At 45.2% G+C, this 19,527-nt stretch carries 14 protein-coding genes; 8 read left to right on the top strand and 6 right to left on the bottom strand.

Features of this window, described 5'->3' with window-relative positions; genetic code table 11:
* Positions 1 to 120: 120 nt before the first annotated feature.
* A complete protein-coding gene (gene astB, locus L865_RS0106330) occupies positions 121 to 1,458 on the bottom strand; it encodes an N-succinylarginine dihydrolase (protein ID WP_028772460.1) in 1,338 nt (445 codons plus the stop codon).
* A gap of 349 nt (positions 1,459 to 1,807) precedes the next feature.
* Between astB and topA the strand changes: the two genes are divergently transcribed.
* Complete coding sequence (gene topA / locus L865_RS0106325; protein ID WP_028772459.1) at positions 1,808 to 4,480, top strand: type I DNA topoisomerase; 2,673 nt, start codon at positions 1,808 to 1,810, stop codon at positions 4,478 to 4,480.
* A gap of 393 nt (positions 4,481 to 4,873) precedes the next feature.
* On the opposite strand, the gene L865_RS0106315 is transcribed toward topA, so the two are convergent.
* On the bottom strand, positions 4,874 to 5,653 hold the full coding sequence (locus L865_RS0106315) for a hypothetical protein (RefSeq protein ID WP_028772458.1): 780 nt from the start codon (positions 5,651 to 5,653) through the stop codon (positions 4,874 to 4,876).
* A gap of 237 nt (positions 5,654 to 5,890) precedes the next feature.
* On the opposite strand from L865_RS0106315, the gene cysB reads away from it, so the two are divergent.
* A complete protein-coding gene (cysB, locus tag L865_RS0106310) occupies positions 5,891 to 6,865 on the top strand; it encodes an HTH-type transcriptional regulator CysB (protein ID WP_028772457.1) in 975 nt (324 codons plus the stop codon).
* A gap of 175 nt (positions 6,866 to 7,040) precedes the next feature.
* Here the strand turns inward: cysB and L865_RS0106305 are convergent, their stop codons facing one another.
* Positions 7,041 to 8,417 (bottom strand): L-serine ammonia-lyase, encoded by a 1,377-nt coding sequence (locus tag L865_RS0106305; protein WP_028772456.1) that lies wholly within the window; start codon positions 8,415 to 8,417, stop codon positions 7,041 to 7,043.
* A 341-nt stretch (positions 8,418 to 8,758) separates the two neighbouring features.
* On the opposite strand from L865_RS0106305, the gene nagZ reads away from it, so the two are divergent.
* The 3 genes from nagZ (at position 8,759) to L865_RS0106290 (ending at position 11,098) form a co-directional block, all read left to right on the top strand.
* A complete protein-coding gene (gene nagZ, locus L865_RS0106300; protein WP_028772455.1) occupies positions 8,759 to 9,778 on the top strand; it encodes a beta-N-acetylhexosaminidase in 1,020 nt (339 codons plus the stop codon).
* Between the two features lie 69 nt (positions 9,779 to 9,847).
* Complete coding sequence (gene ycfP, locus L865_RS0106295) at positions 9,848 to 10,387, top strand: alpha/beta hydrolase YcfP (protein ID WP_028772454.1); 540 nt, start codon at positions 9,848 to 9,850, stop codon at positions 10,385 to 10,387.
* A gap of 441 nt (positions 10,388 to 10,828) precedes the next feature.
* Positions 10,829 to 11,098 carry an acylphosphatase gene (locus L865_RS0106290; protein WP_028772453.1) on the top strand — a complete coding sequence of 90 codons (270 nt, stop codon included), beginning with the start codon at positions 10,829 to 10,831 and terminating at the stop codon, positions 11,096 to 11,098.
* Here the strand turns inward: L865_RS0106290 and L865_RS23235 are convergent.
* From L865_RS23235 to L865_RS0106275, 3 genes are all read right to left on the bottom strand, one after another.
* Positions 11,091 to 12,065, bottom strand: coding sequence for a peptidoglycan binding protein CsiV (locus L865_RS23235; RefSeq protein WP_245608399.1), 975 nt, complete (start codon positions 12,063 to 12,065; stop codon positions 11,091 to 11,093). The genes L865_RS0106290 and L865_RS23235 overlap by 8 nt on opposite strands.
* Before the next feature lies 1 nt (position 12,066).
* On the bottom strand, positions 12,067 to 15,540 hold the full coding sequence (gene mfd / locus L865_RS0106280) for a transcription-repair coupling factor (RefSeq protein WP_028772452.1): 3,474 nt from the start codon (positions 15,538 to 15,540) through the stop codon (positions 12,067 to 12,069).
* Between the two features lie 147 nt (positions 15,541 to 15,687).
* A complete protein-coding gene (locus tag L865_RS0106275; protein ID WP_028772451.1) occupies positions 15,688 to 16,257 on the bottom strand; it encodes a hypothetical protein in 570 nt (189 codons plus the stop codon).
* 99 nt (positions 16,258 to 16,356) lie between these two features.
* On the opposite strand from L865_RS0106275, the gene L865_RS0106270 reads away from it, so the two are divergent.
* From L865_RS0106270 to lolE, 3 genes are read left to right on the top strand one after another with little or no spacing between them, the layout of a single operon-like run.
* Positions 16,357 to 17,574: a lipoprotein-releasing ABC transporter permease subunit gene (locus L865_RS0106270; RefSeq protein WP_028772450.1), complete on the top strand. Its 1,218-nt coding sequence runs from the start codon at positions 16,357 to 16,359 to the stop codon at positions 17,572 to 17,574.
* Entirely contained in the window at positions 17,574 to 18,281 is a 708-nt protein-coding gene (gene lolD, locus L865_RS0106265; RefSeq protein WP_028772449.1) for a lipoprotein-releasing ABC transporter ATP-binding protein LolD, read from the top strand. The genes L865_RS0106270 and lolD overlap by 1 nt, the downstream gene beginning before the upstream one ends.
* Positions 18,278 to 19,525 carry a lipoprotein-releasing ABC transporter permease subunit LolE gene (lolE, locus tag L865_RS0106260; protein WP_028772448.1) on the top strand — a complete coding sequence of 416 codons (1,248 nt, stop codon included), beginning with the start codon at positions 18,278 to 18,280 and terminating at the stop codon, positions 19,523 to 19,525. Before lolD ends, lolE begins: the two co-directional genes overlap by 4 nt.
* Positions 19,526 to 19,527 lie beyond the last annotated feature (2 nt).

Here is a 19,527-nt window from a genome sequence, read left to right as displayed (position 1 = left end):
ATGAAAACCCCAAATGAGGTGCATGAAAAAGCCAGTTGGGAATACCAACTGGCTTAATAAAAACCGTCAACCTATTTTAGGACTAGACATTAGTTAAAACAAACTGCTTTCAACGCGCGATTACTTCTGGAACTGATACACACTTCCAAGTTTCATAATTTGTGTGAGTTCATCAAGTGCAGTCCGAGACTCGATAATAAGATGAGGATCGGCTAGGTCTGCAACAGCGAGCTCATCACGGTAATGCTTGTCGACCCAAGTATTTAGTTTGCTGAACAACTCATCATTCATCAGCGTATGAGGGTTTACCGCAGCCACCTCAGCTTCATTCATTGCCACTCTTAAGCGCAAACAGGCAGGACCACCGCCATTTTGCATGCTTTGTTTTACATCAAAGTAGTGGACGTGCTTAATTGGCGTACCTAATGTCACGACTTCATTGAGATAGGCAAACACCGCAGGGTTTTCTTGGCAATCTGTAGGCGCAATAATCGCCATTTCACCGTTTGGCAGGGTAACAACCTGGGTATTGAATAGGTAACTGCGCACTGCATCATCAATTGATACCTTAGCGGTTGGGACTTCAATAAAGTGCAGGTCGCTGCCATTAAATTTTTGACGGATTTCATCAAGCTTCTGTTGGGTATGTAAAAATGCTTGTTCATGATAGAACAATACATTTTGGTTACCGACAGCAATCACATCGTTGTGGAACACGCCTTGATCAATCACATCGGGATTTTGCTGCATGAACACACAGCTTTCATCATCGAGTTGGTGCAATCTTGCAACAGCTTGAGAGGCTTCTAATGTTTGTCTTGCTGGGAACTTGGTCGGCTTAGGTGCGTTTGGATCGGTAACACTTTGACCATAGACAAACAACTCAACACCTGATTGGCCATATTGAGGGCAAAGACGAGTATGGTTGGCCGCCCCTTCATCGCCAAAGCTTGGGTGTTCTGGCAAATGAGCGTGGTGATTAAAGTAGCGATTGTTGTCAAATGTCGCCGCTAAAATGTTGCCCGTGGTTATAGGTTCTATACTACGGTGTAGTTTGTCGACTAAATTTGCTGGGGTGAAATGAATTTTACCGTCTTGGGTATCAGCGCTAGGAGAGACAGTTGCCGCATTTGCGGTCCACATGCTTGATGCGCTGCAGCACGCTCTAAGTAAAGCAGGGGCTTGCTCAGCCGCTTTTTGTAAAACTTGTGCATCTGTACCGGAAAATCCAATTCGACGCAGTGTATGTAAGTCTGGGCGCTCTTGAGGGGCAAGTACCCCCTGAACTAAACCAAGATCGGCTAGCGCTTTAGCCTTTTTGAGTCCTTGTTTAGCGGCTGACTTCGGGCTCGACGTCGCCGCAGCATTGTTTAACGAGGCAACATTACCAAATGACAAGCCGGCATAATTGTGGGTAGGACCAACGAGTCCGTCAAAATTCGCTTCAAAATGCTTCATGAAAGTTCCTTTCAGTAGGGGCGCAAACCAGATTTTTTAATGCTTTGTGTGTTTTTGTTTGCGATATTTGCGCTCAGTATACTTGAGCGCGCGGGGTTAACAAGGTAGGGCAAAAAGTGTGTTTTTGTGATTTTTGCATCGAAATGCATAACTATTACTTGCTAGATAGCGAATAATGAAATATTAGTTTTTAATTACGCAATATTATTTTTCACATTTTTTTCAAAAACGGTTAAAAAGTGGCTCACCAACGCAAATAATATAGGGATTAGCTTGAAAGTATCGAGACAACCCTCTATATATGGAGCCAATTTACAGATTTTTGAGACTTTTTGGCGCAGAACACTATATGGGTAAATCGCTAGTTATTGTCGAATCACCGGCCAAAGCCAAGACTATTAATAAATATCTCGGCAAAGATTACATTGTTAAATCAAGTGTAGGACACATACGTGACCTGCCAACATCATCGAGCAGCGATTCAAAAGTGGCGACTAAAACGCCCGCTGAAGTGCGCAAGATGTCGCCTGAAGAAAAAGCCGTCTATAAAAGTGCTAAGGCTAAACAAGCGCTTGTGGCTCGGATGGGTGTCGACCCCGAAAAAGGATGGAAAGCGAAATACCAAACTTTGCCTGGCAAAGAGAAAGTGGTTAAAGAACTTCAAACACTTGCAGCGTCAGCCGACCATATCTTTCTCGCAACCGATTTGGATAGAGAGGGAGAAGCGATTGCATGGCACTTGCAAGAAGTGATTGGAGGAGATGCTTCACGATATCAGCGTGTGGTGTTCAACGAAATTACTAAGTCTGCAATTCAAGATGCCTTTAGTCATCCAGCAACCTTAGATACCAATATGGTTAATGCTCAGCAAGCGCGTCGTTTTCTCGACCGTGTTGTGGGCTTTATGGTATCGCCATTGTTGTGGAAAAAAGTGGCTCGAGGATTATCAGCTGGCCGTGTTCAATCGGTGGCGACACGTCTAGTGGTTGAGCGCGAAGGGGAAATTAAGGCTTTTGTACCAGAAGAGTTTTGGGACATCCATGCTGATCTGAACACCTTAAGCAATGCCGCTATTAAGATGGAAGTGACTAAGTTTAAGGGCGATGCCTTTAAGCCGGTTAACGAAACACAGGCGCTTGCTGCCGTTGAGCAACTAAAGCAATCAAGCTACGTTGTTGCCGCGCGTGAAGACAGAGCGACGTCAAGTAAACCATCAGCGCCTTATATCACCTCAACACTGCAGCAAGCGGCAAGTACCCGCTTAGGTTACGGTGTTAAAAAGACCATGATGATGGCGCAACGTCTCTATGAGGCGGGTCATATTACCTATATGCGTACCGATTCGACCAATCTAAGCCAAGAGGCATTAGATAGCGTTCGCGATATGATTGGCAATGAGTTTGGTGATAAGTATTTACCTGAGAAGCCTAATCGCTATGGTAGCAAAGAGGGCGCTCAAGAGGCTCACGAAGCCATCCGACCTTCAGATGTAAAAGTACAAGCTGCTAGCCTAAAAGATATGGAGCGTGACGCACAGCGCCTATATGAATTGATTTGGCGTCAGTTTGTTGCTTGTCAGATGATGCCGGCAAAATACGATGCAACACGTTTAACTGTGACTGCGGGTGACTATGAGCTTAAAGCAACCGGCCGCACGTTAAAGTTTGATGGTTGGACACGTGTCCAAACCGCCATTAAAAAGAAAAATGACGAAGAAAGCACCCTACCTTATGTCGCGCAGGGTGATGCACTTGAGCTGGAAACGTTAACACCTAAGCAGCACTTTACTAAGCCGCCTGCACGTTTCAGTGAAGCTTCGCTGGTTAAAGAGCTTGAAAAGCGTGGGATTGGTCGACCATCAACTTACGCGACTATTATTTCAACCATTCAAGATCGGGGTTATGTAAAAGTGGAAAATCGTCGCTTTTATGCCGAAAAGATGGGTGAGATTGTCAGTGAAAGTTTAGTCGGTAGCTTTGAAGAGTTGATGAGTTACGATTTTACTGCAGACATGGAGCAGACATTAGATGATGTTGCTCAAGGTAAATTGCAGTGGAAAAAAGTACTAGACGGCTTCTACGGTGATTTGACTCAGCAGCTTGAAAAAGCAGAGTTACCACCGGAAGAGGGGGGAATGCGTCCTAACGAGATGATTCTCACCGATATTAAATGCCCAACTTGTGAACGGCCAATGGGTATTCGTACCGGTACGACAGGGGTATTCCTAGGTTGTTCCGGTTATGCTTTACCGCCAAAAGAGCGCTGTAAAACCACCATGAATCTGACACCTGGTGAAGAGGCGATCAGTGAAAATAGTGAAGATGCTGAAACCGATGCATTGCGGGCTAAACACCGCTGTGGCATTTGCGGTACGGCGATGGATAGCTATTTAATTGACGAAGCGCGTAAACTCCATGTTTGTGGTAATAATCCGGTGTGTCCTGGTTATGAAGTCGAAGCGGGTCAGTTCAAAATTAAGGGCTATGAAGGGCCGATTTTAGAATGTGATCGTTGCGGCAACGATATGGAGCTGAAAAACGGCCGCTTTGGTAAGTATTTCGGCTGTACCAATAGCGAGTGTAAGAACACCCGTAAGTTGCTCAAAAACGGTGAAGCTGCGCCACCAAAAGAAGATCCTATCCACCTACCAGAGCTTAAGTGTACTAAGTCTGATGGTTACTTCGTGTTACGTGATGGCGCTGCCGGTATCTTTATGGCGGCAAGTACATTCCCTAAATCACGAGAAACACGCGCGCCATTGGTAGAGGAGCTGGTGAAGTATCGCGAGCTGTTATGGCCTAAGTATCAGTATTTAGCTGATGCACCTGTTACTGATGATGAAGGTAATAAGGCCTCTGTGCGCTTTAGCCGTAAGACGAAGGAGCAATACGTTGCTACTGATGTCGATGGTAAAGCAACCGGTTGGACATCTAAGTTTATCGATGGCAAGTGGGTCAGCGAAGCCAAAGCTAAGGCTAAGCCTAAAGCGAAAGCCAAACCAAAGGCGAAAGCGAAAAAGTAGCCTAGGCCCACGGTAAAAGTACTGCTTAAAAGCCCTGATGATATGTCAGGGCTTTTTTATGTTTAGCTAAAAATAGTGCACAGCTGAGATTATGGCATTGTGTAGATGAGCATATTGATGGAGTAGGCTCTGATGGCTGCTATACCAAAAGACTTTTTGCAAGGTTGGATAGCCATGCTAGCGGCAGTTGCGACTGATAACGCAAAGATTCAAGCTTAACCTAGCATCAGGCAGTGTTGTACGATTCAAGTAGCAAGCCATATTCGTACCGCGTTAACACTGCAGCTGCTATGTGCCTAGGTTTAACATCGAGTGCTTAAATGATGCGGGAAAGTGAGAGGTCGACTAGCGACCTCGACGAGCGTGAGACTTTAACAGTAAAGTTTGAAAAGGTTACCACTTCTTCTTTGGCTGGAACAATACATCGATATCATCTTCATCGCCCTGCTTAACTTTGGGCGCATTAGGCGCATTTTGTTTTTGAGCGCCCATGATTTCGTCGAGCATATTTTTAGCTTCATCGACTTTTTTAGCGATAAAAGGATCGTTGGGGGTTTGCGCCTTAATAGCATGTAAAGTGGCCAGCGCTTTGGTGACCATCTGTTTAGAAGAGCCGTATTGCTTCATAAAGCAAGCTGTGCGAGCACGGGACAACATTGAATCAACATTGATACGCAATTGCAGGCTATCAATGCGGTTCTCTTCTTGGGCAAAAATGGCGGGCTCCACTTTTCCTTTATTATGCTCAGCACGTAAAATGGCTTTAAGTTTCTTTAAAACCTGCACCAACACTAAGATCTGTTTGTCATTGTCCGGCAGTCTAAAGCTTTCGATGGGAGGGGCAGATTTTGCGTTTTGCTGTAAGTTGTCAATTTGCCCCTGCAAATCAACCAAACGGCGCTCATAATCACCCGCTTGATTGGGTGATAATGAGCCGGCAATTTTTAATGCCTCTTGTACACGGCGATATAACACCAATATGGTTTGGGGCGAACAGGGGAACATACCAGTATTTGATAAGACATTTTCAGTCTCATCAATAATGGCCCGTTGTCGGGCTAACTCTGTTCTGCGCTCAGCTTCTGCACGCTCTTTTTGCTGCTGAATAACATTAATACCAATGACCAGCAAAAGTAACGCACCGATAAGGATAAGAACCAAGGTGAATATCATAGGTCTACCATTTTTTATGCAATTCTGTTAATGCTACTATAAATCAACACTCTAGCATAGTTATCTTAGACTAGCTTTGTGGCTTGTGTCGTGTGAAATCTCAATCGTCTGTGCTATATTCCAGTTTGATTTAATTCTTTGGTTGTACTATAACTAATAATTATACTTAATTGAGCGCTTTGGGTGGCTAAATTAGCTCCGTCCAAGGCCAATTTCGGTGAGGCGAAAGGATCGAAAATGAAACTGCAGCAACTTAGATATATTGCCGAGGTGGTGAACCATAACCTTAATGTTTCTGCCACCGCAGAAAACCTTTATACCTCGCAACCTGGGATCAGTAAACAGGTTAGAATGCTAGAAGATGAGCTTGGGATTCAAATTTTTGGTCGCAGCGGTAAGCACTTAACCCATGTTACCCCAGCGGGTCAGCAAGTGATCAGTATCGCCAACGATATTCTCGGTAAAGTTGAGAGTATTAAGAAAGTCGCTGAAGAGTACACCAAGCCGGATCAAGGTGAACTCAATATTGCTACCACCGATACTCAAGCACGGTATGCATTGCCGAATATTATTCGTAGCTTTATTGACCGTTACCCAAAAGTTAACTTGCATATGCATCAAGGCACGCCTTCTCAAATCAGTGAGCTTGCTGCGCGAGGCGATGCTGATTTTGCGATAGCAACGGAGGGCATGCACCTTTATTCCGACTTGATAATGTTGCCATGCTATCACTGGAATCGCTCAATTGTGGTGACCAAAGATCATCCGTTGGCGGGTCGCAGTAATATTAGCATTGAAGATCTTGGCCGATTCCCCTTAGTGACCTATGTTTTTGGTTTCGATAGAGAGTCAGAAATTGAAAAGTCTTTTAAAGCCGCTGGTATTGACCCAAGAGTGGTATTCACAGCAACCAGTGCCGATGTACTCAAAACCTATGTGCGTCTTGGCTTAGGTGTGGGCGTGATTGCTTCTATGGCTATTGACCCGGTGATTGACCGTGATTTAGTTGCGATTGATGCAAGTCACCTGTTTGGCTATAGCACCACCAAAATTGGCTTTAGAAAAGGCAATTTCCTACGCACCTATATGTACGACTTTATCGAGCATTTTGCTCCGCATTTAACCAAAGACGTGGTTGAGAAAGCCGTAGCTCTGCGCGATGCACAACTGATTGAGAATATGTTTAAAGATATCAAGCTGCCGGTAAGATAATCGGTTAGCGTTATCGTCACCCAAGACTTTTTCACTCAAGACTTTTTTCACTCAGGGCTATCGTCGCTCAATGACTAAAGCCTACAAAAAAACCAACAAGTTTGACTTGTTGGTTTTTTTATTTGTCTAGTTTACCAATCTTGGGCGCGACTTCCCCGATGGCTGGGTGGGGTCATTAGCACTCTACAATATTTACCGCCAAACCGCCTTTAGCGGTTTCCTTGTATTTACTGCGCATATCTTTACCTGTATCCATCATGGTTTTTATCACTTTATCAAGTGAAACCTTATGGTTACCATCCCCTCTAAGGGCCATACGTGAAGCATTGATGGCCTTTACTGCCCCCATGGCGTTACGCTCAATACAAGGGACTTGCACTAAGCCACCCACTGGGTCACAAGTCAGGCCAAGATTATGCTCCATACCAATTTCAGCAGCATTCTCAACATGCTCAACCGTGCCACCCATTATCTCTGTTAATGCCGCGGCGGCCATTGAACAAGCCACACCGACTTCGCCTTGGCAGCCAACCTCTGCACCTGAAATAGAGGCATTCTTTTTATATAAGATACCAATAGCGGCCGCAGTCAGCAGATAGCGGCAGCAAATATCGATATCGACCTTCTGAACAAACATGTCGTAGTAGCATAATACCGCGGGAATAATTCCCGCAGCACCATTGGTTGGCGCGGTTACTACTCGGTCACCAGCGGCATTTTGCTCATTAACTGATAAGGCAAATAAATCGACCCAGTCCATCGCCATAAGTGGATCGACACTATGCTTGCCTTCCGCTTTTAAGCGGCGATACATTGCGGGTGCGCGGCGACGTAATTTGAGGCCACCAGGTAAAATACCTTCTTTTTGGTAGCCACGTTCGACACAGTTCTTCATTGTTTGCCAAATGTGCCACAACTGTTGTTTAACATCGTCTTCTGAGGCGATGCTAAGCTCATTTTCCATCATTAATGAAGAGATACTTAATCCATTTTCTGTGCAGCAATCTAGCAATTCTTTGGCGCTATTAAAATCATGGGGCGCTGAGATGATAGGAGCCGCAGGCGAGGCATCTTGTGCGGTGATCTCATCTTCATCGAGAATAAATCCGCCACCTACTGAGTAATAGGTGCGTTGGTAAATACATTCGCCTTTGCTGTATGCGTACAATGTCATTGCGTTAGCGTGAGCAGGTAGGCTTTTACGGCGGTGGTAGGTAATGCCATTCTCTTTTGTAAACAACACGGTTTTACCGCAAGCCATAGTTAACGTTTGTTGTTGTTCTACTTGAGTAAGGATTTGGTCAATATTATCTGTGTTAACTGTTTCGGGCGCTTCACCCATTAGGCCCAAAATCACCGCTTTACCGGTGCCGTGGCCTTTACCTGTTTGACCCAGTGAGCCAAAAAGTTCCGAACGCAATTCATCTGTGGCGTCAATATGACCATGTTCAGATAGGTCGTTGATAAAAATATTGCCAGCTTTCATTGGCCCAACGGTATGGGAGCTCGATGGCCCGATACCGATCTTGAACATGTCAAATACACTAATCATGATAAAACCCTGCTTGTTTCTTTTGTTATATTTGTTTCTGCTGCTTCAATTCTAGGCCAATACGTGAATTTATGTGCGTCATACACCGTATTCTCGGGCTGTTATGTTAGTCTTGTCATAGTCGAATTGCAGCTAGCATTCAGTATCCCATAGTTTGTCGCAATTGATGGCATTAGATTTTTTCAATGACGTTTATCAGATTAGAAATATTAATACTTTGTTATCATGTTTATTATGAATGAGTGATAAGTTAATCTTTATTAATTAATGTCTTATAGTTTTAGTTTTGTACTATAACTTTGTTTTCAGTTTTTCAATGGTTAGCTTTGTTTGGGGGTTGTGTGAGTTATTTAATGATGGATTTACTGGGGACTGAAGCCTCAGAGCTGGAGCTTAGTCAATTACAGCACCCTATGGTGGGTGGATTAATCCTGTTTAGCCGAAATTATCAAGATAGGCAGCAACTGTGTAAGCTCATAGATTCAGTCAGGCAGGTAGCGCCAAATATTCTGATAGCTGTTGACCATGAAGGTGGCCGCGTACAGCGATTTCGGCAGGATTTCACCGCCATTCCTGCTATGGGAGACATACTGCCCGCAGCACAGGGGAACATTGCATTAGCCAGTGAATGGTGTGTCGAACTCGGTTATCTTATGGCGATAGAGCTGTTAAGTTGCGATATTGATTTAAGCTTTGCCCCGGTGCTAGATGTCAATGGGATAAGTGAAGTGATTGGCCGCAGAGCGTTTAGTCAAGATCCCGCAGAAGTGACCAAACTGGCCGATCGTTTTATTGAAGGAATGAACCAAGCCGGGATGGCTGCTGTCGGTAAACATTTTCCCGGTCATGGCAGTGTTCAAGCAGACTCCCATGTGGCTAAGCCCGTTGACTCGCGTACCAAAGCACAGATAGAGGCACTTGATATGCAGCCATTTAAAACGTTAATGGCGCAGTCGCGATTGCAAGGTGTTATGCCTGCGCATGTTATTTATAATCAAGTTGATCCTAACCCGGCAGGATTTTCCGAATATTGGTTACAAACGGTATTACGTCAGCAATTAGCTTTTGATGGGGTGATTTTTTCAGATGACCTGGGCATGAAGGGTGCAGGGGTTGTAGGTGGCTATCAACAGCGAGCACAAGCTGCGCTGAATGCGGGTTGCAATATGATTTTATTGTGTAATGACAGTCAAGGTATTTGCGAGCTGCTCAATGAGTTTACATGGCCTGAACCCGTACCTGAGAATATGGCCGCGAGGTTGTGCAGCGATAAAGCCCAAACCGCCAGCGCCCTTGCCAATGAGCAACGATGGTTAGATGCAAAAAAACTTGCAGAAACAATCCAAGCGCTTAAAGTGTGATCTATTAGGCTATGACTTTAGAGAAAGCTTAGCTACAGTTATTGATACTTTGGTAAAGCAGGTATAACAATGATTCTGTATTTACACGGCTTTGATGCCACCAGTCCTGGCAACCACGATAAGATGCGCCAATTGCAGTTTGTCGATGATGACGTAAGATTGGTGAGTTACAGTACCTTACATCCTCGGCACGATATGCAATATCTACTGAATGAGGTTAGTAAGCAGCTTAAGTTAACAGATGATGACAAACCCTTGATTGTCGGTGTGGGCTTAGGTGCCTATTGGGCTGAACGAATAGGTTTCTTAAATCAGTTGCCTACCGTAATGATTAATCCTAATTTAAATCCTGAAGATAATATGCAGGGTAAGATTGACCGGCCTGAAGAATATGCCGACATTGCCAATAAATGTGTTAGTCAGTTTAGGCAAAAAAATCGTGACAACGTGCTATGTATTCTCGCCAGAAACGATCAGGTTAATGACAATCAAGTTGTAGCCAACTTGTTGGACCCTTATTACCAAATTATTTGGGATGAAGAGCAGGACCATAAGTTTGCTTCTCTAGCGCAACATTTACCGCAAATCAAATCTTTTAAGAACTGCTAGTTTTTCTACAAATATGAGCATTTAAGTTGTTGTATTAAATGCTCTATCTGTACATCTCTCTTAAACACCTCTATAGATTATTCCCCTATCAAGTCGCACTTTAGTAGTGATCAGGATCACGTAAGAAGATAAAATCAGGGTTTATGTCTAAATGCTATTTAAATGTTGCGATATCCAGTGTAAAGTAGCGCCGTAAATTAGTCGTGATACATCATGATACATTTATCCAGATTATCCGTTTTCTTACCAGTTTGCGTATGTCGCCCGATGCAGCTAACACGTTTTGGTTAGCTGTTTTTTTTTGAGTGATATAACCCGTCAAAATTTACTGATGACCCAAGTTAATGCCATGATTAAGTTGCTGCTTTCTTGATAAGGCTGCTACTTTTTATAGGGTTAGGCTGTGTGATTTCAATTTTGGGTTAGAAAAAGGAAGCGTCCATGCAAAGATTACGGGTGACTGTTACAGGTAAAGTACAGGGCGTATTTTTTAGACGTTATACCTTAGACAAAGCCAATGAACTCGGCTTAACCGGTTATGTGAGCAACCTAGCCAGTGGCGAGGTTGAGGTGTTGATGCAAGGTGGTGAAATTGCGGCTCAAGCATTGCTTGATTGGCTAGCACAAGGCTCGCCGATGGCTAGGGTTGATTCTGTCTATGTGGAGCAAGACGAGGCAGAGGAAATCTACCTCGATTTTAGTATTATTTAGCTAACGGTATAATTCGCTCACCATCCACTTCTTCTAGCTCATCTGGCTGGACCATTTTACGGATCTGTAATACTAGCCCCATATTAGGATGGTCAAAATAATGAATCTGTTCACTACGTAAGCGTCGATTTTGCGTTAAAGGCAATGCAAACAGGAAAGGAGTGGCTTGTAGGCTTTCCTCTTGTTCGATATTCGACTCAGCCAATGTTGCGGCCTCCAGTGTGGGAAGCGCTTTTTTCATGCCTTCCTGGCGCAACGCCAACTGAGTTTCCACATACAGGTAGTGGTCTAAATAAATATTCATCAGACCATCGAGTTGCCATACTGGCGTGATCTCCGGTTCATCAAACTGTGAGATGAGGAAATCAAAACTGGGAATATCAAATGTCGTGGTGGGCACAATTGGATAGCCATTTGCCTCATACGCTTCAGAAAAGTCCTTACCGGCATAGAGCCTAATGGGCTTGGTTTGGTGGCGAGGCAGCATGGATTGCTGCCAAGTCATATGCAGTAAGCTTTGGTTACCAGGCTCACGGGACAGTTTACTGACTATCTCTGCAAATTGATTTTGTTGTTCTGACAATAAAACCGTGGTGCCGCCACTTGTCGCATATTGTAGCGCGTGACTTGCGACTAAGGGACCGACGTGAGTTGGGTGGGTGAGAGTGGTGGTGGTTAATTGATTATTACACTCATCGGGGGTATTCAACCAATCCTGCGCCGAGCAGCCTGACAAACCAGCGCTCGCAGCGGAGATATCGGTATAGATTTCTGGTGTGATCATATCAATCGCATTGTTGGTTGATACCAACGCGACCTCTTCGGGCGCCTGTTCAATACTTTGACTTTGGCGCTCAAATAGATAAATTTCAACTTCAAACCAACGCTCTTCTTGGGCACTGACCTGCAAACTAGCCAGTATGGATAGGCTCAAGCCTAGCTTGATGAACCAACAAGGTTTAAACACATTACTCTCCAATGCGGTGTTGTGATAGTTGCGACAACAACAGTTTGATCAATTCTAATCTATCTTTCGCTGTTTCGGCCGGCATGATAAATCTTAACTTACTTGGTCCATCCATACGATAGTTTTGTGGTTGGCTTTGTAATAAGTTGATGATAAACACCGGGTCTACTTTGTGGTTATCGTTAAACTCAATACTGCCACCCTTAGCATGCATCTCAATTTTACTTACCCCTAGCGCCGTAGCCTGATGTTTAAACAGCGACAATGCTAATAAGTGCTTGGTGGCATCCGGTAGCAGGCCAAAACGATCGATCAATTCGACTTTTAACTCATCAAGGGCGTTTTCGGTATCACAATTTGCAATGCGTTTATACAGGGATAAACGCATATTAACGTCGCTGACGTAGTCTTCGGGCAGCAGCGCGGGTATGCGTAATTCAATCTCACATTGGCCTTTTAGCATGTGGTCAAGTGATGGTTCTTTGCCTTCTTTGAGTGATTTAACCGCGTCTTCGAGCATTTCCATATAAAGAGTAAAGCCAACTTTTGAAATGTGGCCACTTTGCTCGTCACCAAGTAATTCCCCGGCGCCACGAATTTCAAGATCTTGTGTCGCCAACATAAAGCCGGCGCCCAGATCTTCCAGCGCACCAATAGCTTCTAAGCGTTTACGTGCATCTTTGGTCATACGTTTAGGGTGAGGTGTCATCAAGTAGGCATAGGCTTGGTGGTGTGAGCGCCCGACACGACCACGCAATTGGTGTAACTGCGCTAGACCAAAATTATCAGCACGTTCGATAACAATGGTATTTGCGGTGGGAACATCAATACCCGTTTCAATGATTGTGGTACACACTAGTACATTGTATTTTTGATGGTAAAAGTCAGACATGACTTTTTCCAAGTCGCGCTCGCGCATCTGGCCGTGGGCGGTGATCACTCTGGCCTCTGGCAGCAAGGCTTCAATTTCTCGTGCTCGGCGCTCTATCGACTCTACGGAATTATGTAAGAAGTACACTTGGCCACCGCGTAAAATCTCTCGCAGTAATGCCTCTCTGACTGTGGCGTCGTCATATTCACGAACAAAAGTTTTCACTGCTAAACGTTTTGCCGGCGGGGTAGCGATAATCGATAAATCGCGCATGCCCGACATGGCCATATTCAAGGTGCGAGGTATCGGTGTGGCCGTTAAGGTTAAAATATCGACATTGGCCCGTAATGCCTTAATTTTCTCTTTTTGGCGTACGCCAAAGCGGTGCTCTTCATCAATGATGAGTAGACCTAAATTTTCAAATTTAGCATCGGACTGCAGAAGCTTGTGAGTACCCACCACAATATCAACTTTACCTTCTTCAAGCTGCTTCATGACTGCCGTTTGCTCTTTGGCGGTTTTAAACCGCGACATGACCTCAATTTTTATCGGCCAATCTGCAAATCGGTCATTAAAGTTTTCATAGTGTTGTTGAGCCAGCAAAGTTGTTGGTACTAAGATTGCCACTTGCTTGCCATCGTTAACTGCGACAAACGCGGCACGCATGGCAACTTCTGTTTTACCAAATCCAACATCACCACACACGAGTCTATCCATCGCAATGGGAGAGCACATATCGGTGAGCACGGCATCAATGGCGGTTTCTTGATCTACGGTTTCTTCAAATGGGAAGCTATTGGCAAACTGAGCGTATTCTTGCTGTTCCATACGGCAAGCATCGCCTGGTCTTGCTTGTCTTCTGGCGTACACATCAAGTAGCTCAGCGGCAACATCGCGAATTTTCTCCACGGCTTTGCGTTTCGCTTTAGCCCATGTTTCATTGCCAAGCTTGTTGAGTTTGGCTTCTTCGTCGGGGCCGACACTGTAACGACTGATTAAGTGCAGTGAGGCGACCGGTACATAGAGTTTGTCGCCCCCGGCGTATTCGAGCTTTAAATATTCAGCAACAATGCCACCGGTATCTAGGGTTTCTAAGCCTTGATAGCAAGCCACACCATGATCTAAATGCACAATAGGCTGACCGACCTTGAGTTCTGCTAAATCTTTGACAAGTGCATCACTGCTGATTTGACGTTGTTTTTCTCTGCGGCGAGTCTGCGAAATTCGTTGGCCGAATAGTTCGGTTTCGCAAATGAGAGAGATATCACGCTTAGCACTGAGTGTTAATATGGCCCCTTGTGCCAATGGTGACACAATTAAACCGTATTGATCTTTTGCGGCGATGTAATCGTCAAAATGATCATGTAACGTCGGTTTAATATCGATTTTAGCTAGTAATTCTAATAAGGCTTCACGGCGCCCTTCAGATTCGGCGCTAAATAAAATAGCGGTATTACTATTGGCGTAATCTTGCAGTGCGGTTAACGGTTGCTTTAATTTGTGATTAGAGCTGACATCAGGCAGGGCGCGGACATTCGCTGCATGGGCCGTGCCGGTATAGCTATCGCCTTTAAACAACATGCGCGGTAGGGTCTTAAACTGTTCAAAAACTTGCTCGGTCAACAAATACAGCATCTGAGGTGCCAGCAAAGGGCGCAGAGGGTCGACTCGGCGGTTCTCATAGCGCTGTTGCACCTCTTTTAAGTGGTGTTTACTTGCCTGCTCAATATCGCCGATAGTGATTAGCTGAGTCACGCTAGGCAAGTAGTCAAATAAGGTGGCTGTATCGTCAAAAAACAGTGGCAGGTAATTTTCAATCCCTGCGGGTAAAATATGCCGACTGACCATTTGATAGACAGACTCAGGTTCTTTGACAACGACATCAAACTGTCGACGGTATCGCTGTCTAAAGCCTTCTATCGCAGCATCGTCGGTAGGAAACTCTTTTGCTGGCAATAGGCGAATACTATTGATGGCACCTTGTGAGCGCTGGGTTTCCGGATCAAAATGGCGAATTGATTCGACCTCATCATCAAACAACTCGATTCGATAGGGTTTATTTGAGCCCATTGGGAAAATATCAATGATTGAGCCACGGACAGTAAACTCGCCATGCTCGTAAACTTGCTCAACCTTATGATAGCCAGTATCTACCAGTTGCTGGCGAACTTGCTCTAATTGGTAAGTGTCACCTTGTTTAAGCAGCAACACATTACCTGTTAAAAAGGACTGTGGTGGCAGTCGCACCATCAATGTGGCAATGGGGACAATTAATACGCTGTGGCTCTCCAGCGGTATTTTAGACAGTGTCTCTAGTCGTTGAGACACCAAATCCTGATGGGGAGAAAAGTTGTCATAGGGCAGTGTTTCTCTATCAGGGAACAGCAGTACGGCCACATCGCTGCCTTTTAATAGGTAGCTTAATTCGATTTCGAGTTGTAGCGCGCTGGGCGTGTCGTGGGTAACGACTAAGGTGACCCCTTGGTATTTCTTGGCAATATTGGCCAAGGATATCGCTTGAGAAGCACCCTGAAGCTGACTTAACGTTGTCGCTGTTTTAGCACTTTTTACTGCTGGAGGAGTCAGTACTGAGAACGGTTTCATGTAGACGGACACACTGCCTAAAGACGAATAATGTGCCCGATATTGTAGTGACTTGTGCACGCTAGTGCCAGTTTATCTCTGTGTTAATCAAGATTTTGCTGACAAAACCGCCAACCCAACCTAGCGCCTCGGCGATGAGGTGTTAGTTTAAGACTGGTGGTTGCGTTGTTTTCGCTGCCGCAGTTGTTTTTGCTGCACACTTAAGCTGGCTTTTACCAATTGCTCAACGTCGGCTTCAATGATTTGGCTAAAGGATAGGTCAATGCGATAGAGGCCATCATCTTGCTCGGTAATGGTATCAACGTGGGCGATGCATAAAATGGAGACCAGTTCTTCGCGAATGTGCAACGTGACTTTATAGTGTTGTTTGTCGATAACCGTGGGGCTAACTAATCGCAATCCACTGCCACCGAAACTGACACCTTTATAGCATTCACCTTGTTGCTGCTGTTGCTCAATAACGTGCTGTAATACCAAATCAATTTTCTTTGATTGCAGCTTTAAGTAGTCAACAACAGACTTAGCTTCATCATCCAGATGGCGCAGTTGCACTAAGCAACTTGCTTCAAGTGCTTTTACTTGGCTAATGAGCTGCAGCCCAACGGGTAGCATTGCCATCAATTCACTTTCTGTTGCCAAGGGGTGGTCTGTAGGCCAAGGCTCGAGATAGGCATTAAAGGTATGATCAACATTAAAATAGGCGTTAGTGTCGCTCAAAAAGGATTGCCTCTTGTATTTTTATAGCTATTACCCCTATTATCGTGCGCATCTTAATGATTTATCAAGGCTCGATTACGAAAGAGTCGACGGCAATACATGAATTTATCCCTTTCAGCTCATATAGGCTTTCGATATTGGCGGGCACGCAAAGCTAATGCGTTCGCGTCATTTATTACGTTTTTCTCCGTATCAGGCATTTTACTCGGAGTCGCAGCTCTGATTATTGTTAGCTCAGTGATGAATGGCTTAGAAGGGCAGTTAAAGCAACGTATTTTAGGTGCCGTGCCACAATTAACGGTTACCAGTGAACAGGCGCTTGTCGATTGGCAGGCTGCCAGTCAACCGTCTTTGCAAATGAGCGATGTGGTCAACATTACTCCCAGTATTGGCACCCAAGCGATGTTGCAAGCGCCTAAAAGCTTGAGCGCAGCACAAATTTATGGCATTTACCCCGAATTTGAGCCACAAAACACCAATACGAGTAATGATTTTTCAGCGCTAGAGGCGGGCAAATACCGCATTATTCTGGGGTATGAACTGGCGCGCAGACTCGATTTAACCGTTGGCGAAAAAGTACGTGTGCTCAGTGGTGACGGTGTGGTTTATTCGCCGTTGGGTCCGGTGCCTAGCCAGCGAAAGTTTACCGTGGCGGGTGTATTTGAAACCGGATCGCAAGTTGATGCGGGACTGGCTTATGTACACTTTGAAGACGCACAACGATTGATGCGCCAATCCAGTGGCAATATTCACCAACTGCGGTACTACTTGTCTGACCCCTTTAAAGCTGCATCACTTAAATCGGCTATTGAGCAAAGCTATCAGCATCAAGGCCTGCAGGTGAGCATTACCGATTGGCGTGATAGTTACGGTCACTTGTTTGCGGCGGTTAAAATGGAAAAGAACATGATGTCGTTGATGCTCAGCCTGATCATTGCGGTGGCGGCATTTAATATCGTCTCAGCTCTGGTTATGATGGTGACAGACAAGACGACCGATGTGGCGGTACTCAAGACGCAAGGGCTGACAACCGGCACCGTGATGGGTATTTTTATGATCCAAGGTTCACTTAATGCGATTCTGGGCTTAATTGCCGGTTTGATCATCGGTATTTTTGTCACATTAAACTTGAATGGCATTTTAAGTGTGTTGGGCGTATCGGTGCTGGGCGCCGGTACCAGTTTACCGGTTGAGATCGGTATCAATCAAATTTCCGGTATTATTGTTGGCACGTTAGTGATCACCTTTTTAGCCACGGTATACCCAGCGCTGCGAGCAGCAAATGTTCAACCCGCTACAGCATTGAGATATGAATAGTGAATAATCAACAAACGCCCGCCGTATTACTTGAAGTGAACCAAGTCAGTAAGCACTTTAAAGAGGGCAATATCGACACCCAGGTGTTGCATGACGTTAATCTCGAAATTGTTGCCGGAGAACTGGTGGCAATTATTGGCTCTTCGGGTTCAGGTAAGAGTACATTGCTGCATATTATGGGCACGCTAGATAAACCCAGCAGCGGCCAAGTAAAAATGCTGGGCCAAGACCTTTATCAGTTAACGACCGCGAAACAGGCGAGCGTGCGCAATCAAGACTTAGGGTTTATCTATCAATTTCACCACCTGTTGCCTGAATTTACTGCGCTAGAAAATGTGGCTATGCCAGGGTTAATCGAAGGTCGCAACCGCACTGAAGTTGAACAGCAGGCGACCGAATTACTGACTCGAGTGGGTCTAAGCCATCGTTTACAGCATACACCTGCAGAGATGTCTGGCGGTGAGCGTCAGCGTACCGCGATAGCACGGGCGTTGATCAATCAACCTAAGCTCGTACTTGCGGATGAGCCTACGGGTAATCTAGATGCGGCTAGTGGTGATGCGGTGTATGACTTAATTCGTGAGTTGGGTGAACAATTGGGAACCGCCTTTGTTATCGTGACCCATGACCCCCAACTTGCCAATAGAATGGATCGACAGCTGACCATGAAAGATGGTGTACTCAATGCACTTGAGGCGCCAGCATGAAGCCATTGTTATCGCTTTGGGTGGGCTGGCGTTTTTATCGTGCCCGGCAATCTAATCGGTTTATTAGCTTTATTTCGTTTGCTTCAACCGCGGGTATTGCACTTGGTGTAGCAGTGCTTATCGTGGTGTTATCGGCTATGAATGGCTTTGAAGATGAGCTTGAACATCGTTTGTTAGGCGTGGTTTCTCACGGTGAGCTAACCGGAGTGAATGAGCCATTGCAAAACTGGCCGGCGGTTGCCAGTGACGCCAATAAAATTGTCGGTATTACAGCAAGTGCACCTTTTGTCCGCATTCAAGGTTTGATCCAAAATCCGGGTGGTTTTCAAGGGTTGTCGGTGGTGGGAGTACTACCGGAATATGAAGCGCAAGTATCTAATATTGCAGATTTTATGTCTGACAGTGCTTGGCAAAGTTTAGCCACTAATAGTAATAATATTGTGCTAGGTAAAGGACTTGCGGATTCCTTATCACTGCAAGTGGGCGATACGTTAAGTTTATATATGCCAGAGATGGGTGCCAAGACCAGTCGTTTAGGGGCGGCCAAGAGCCATCGTTTTACCGTTGCCGGTGTATTCCAAATAGGCGGTGAGCTGGATATGGCCACGGCGTATATACCCATGCAGTATGGCGCGCAAGTGTTAGGGTTAGGCGACGGGGTGTCGGGTTTACGGATTAAAGTTGCTGATCTTTTTCAAGCGCCGCAATTAATTAGAGACTTAGGCTACAGTCAGCATCAATATGTCTATCTTAGTGACTGGACTCGTACCCAAGGGCATTTATATCAAGATATTCAATTGGTGCGCACGATAATGTATCTCGTGCTAGCGCTGGTGATTGCTGTGGCTTGTTTCAATATCGTATCAACACTGGTGATGGCGGTCAGAGATAAGCAGTCTGAAATTGCCATATTACTGACAATGGGCATGGGCCGAGTCGCAGTGATGGGGATATTCATTGTACAAGGGGCATTAAATGGCGTACTAGGCTGTCTATTAGGTGCGGGGTTGGGTGTGCTGGTGGCAAGTAATTTGAGTCAAATCGCGCTGTTTATCGAGCAATTATTTGCGGTTAAATTTCTGTCTACCGATGTGTATTTTATTGATTTTCTTCCCTCGAAACTAATGATGCAAGATGTGGGACTTGTGGTTAGTTTGGCATTTGCCATGAGTTTAATTGCCACGCTCTATCCAGCCTGGAAAGCCAGTCAAACCCCGCCAGCACGTGCATTGGCAGGGCGCTAACC

This window comes from Shewanella waksmanii ATCC BAA-643 (assembly GCF_000518805.1).
Classification (GTDB): domain Bacteria; phylum Pseudomonadota; class Gammaproteobacteria; order Enterobacterales; family Shewanellaceae; genus Shewanella; species Shewanella waksmanii.
This window is presented reverse-complemented; position numbering and strand designations above follow the sequence as displayed.

Coding starts and splice junctions, on each gene's coding strand:
- astB (WP_028772460.1), bottom strand. CDS start 1,458: ATGAAGCATTTTGAAGCGAATTTTGACGGACTCGTTGGTCCTACCCAC.
- topA (WP_028772459.1), top strand. CDS start 1,808: ATGGGTAAATCGCTAGTTATTGTCGAATCACCGGCCAAAGCCAAGACT.
- L865_RS0106315 (WP_028772458.1), bottom strand. CDS start 5,653: ATGATATTCACCTTGGTTCTTATCCTTATCGGTGCGTTACTTTTGCTG.
- cysB (WP_028772457.1), top strand. CDS start 5,891: ATGAAACTGCAGCAACTTAGATATATTGCCGAGGTGGTGAACCATAAC.
- L865_RS0106305 (WP_028772456.1), bottom strand. CDS start 8,417: ATGATTAGTGTATTTGACATGTTCAAGATCGGTATCGGGCCATCGAGC.
- ycfP (WP_028772454.1), top strand. CDS start 9,848: ATGATTCTGTATTTACACGGCTTTGATGCCACCAGTCCTGGCAACCAC.
- L865_RS0106290 (WP_028772453.1), top strand. CDS start 10,829: ATGCAAAGATTACGGGTGACTGTTACAGGTAAAGTACAGGGCGTATTT.
- mfd (WP_028772452.1), bottom strand. CDS start 15,540: ATGAAACCGTTCTCAGTACTGACTCCTCCAGCAGTAAAAAGTGCTAAA.
- L865_RS0106270 (WP_028772450.1), top strand. CDS start 16,357: ATGAATTTATCCCTTTCAGCTCATATAGGCTTTCGATATTGGCGGGCA.
- lolE (WP_028772448.1), top strand. CDS start 18,278: ATGAAGCCATTGTTATCGCTTTGGGTGGGCTGGCGTTTTTATCGTGCC.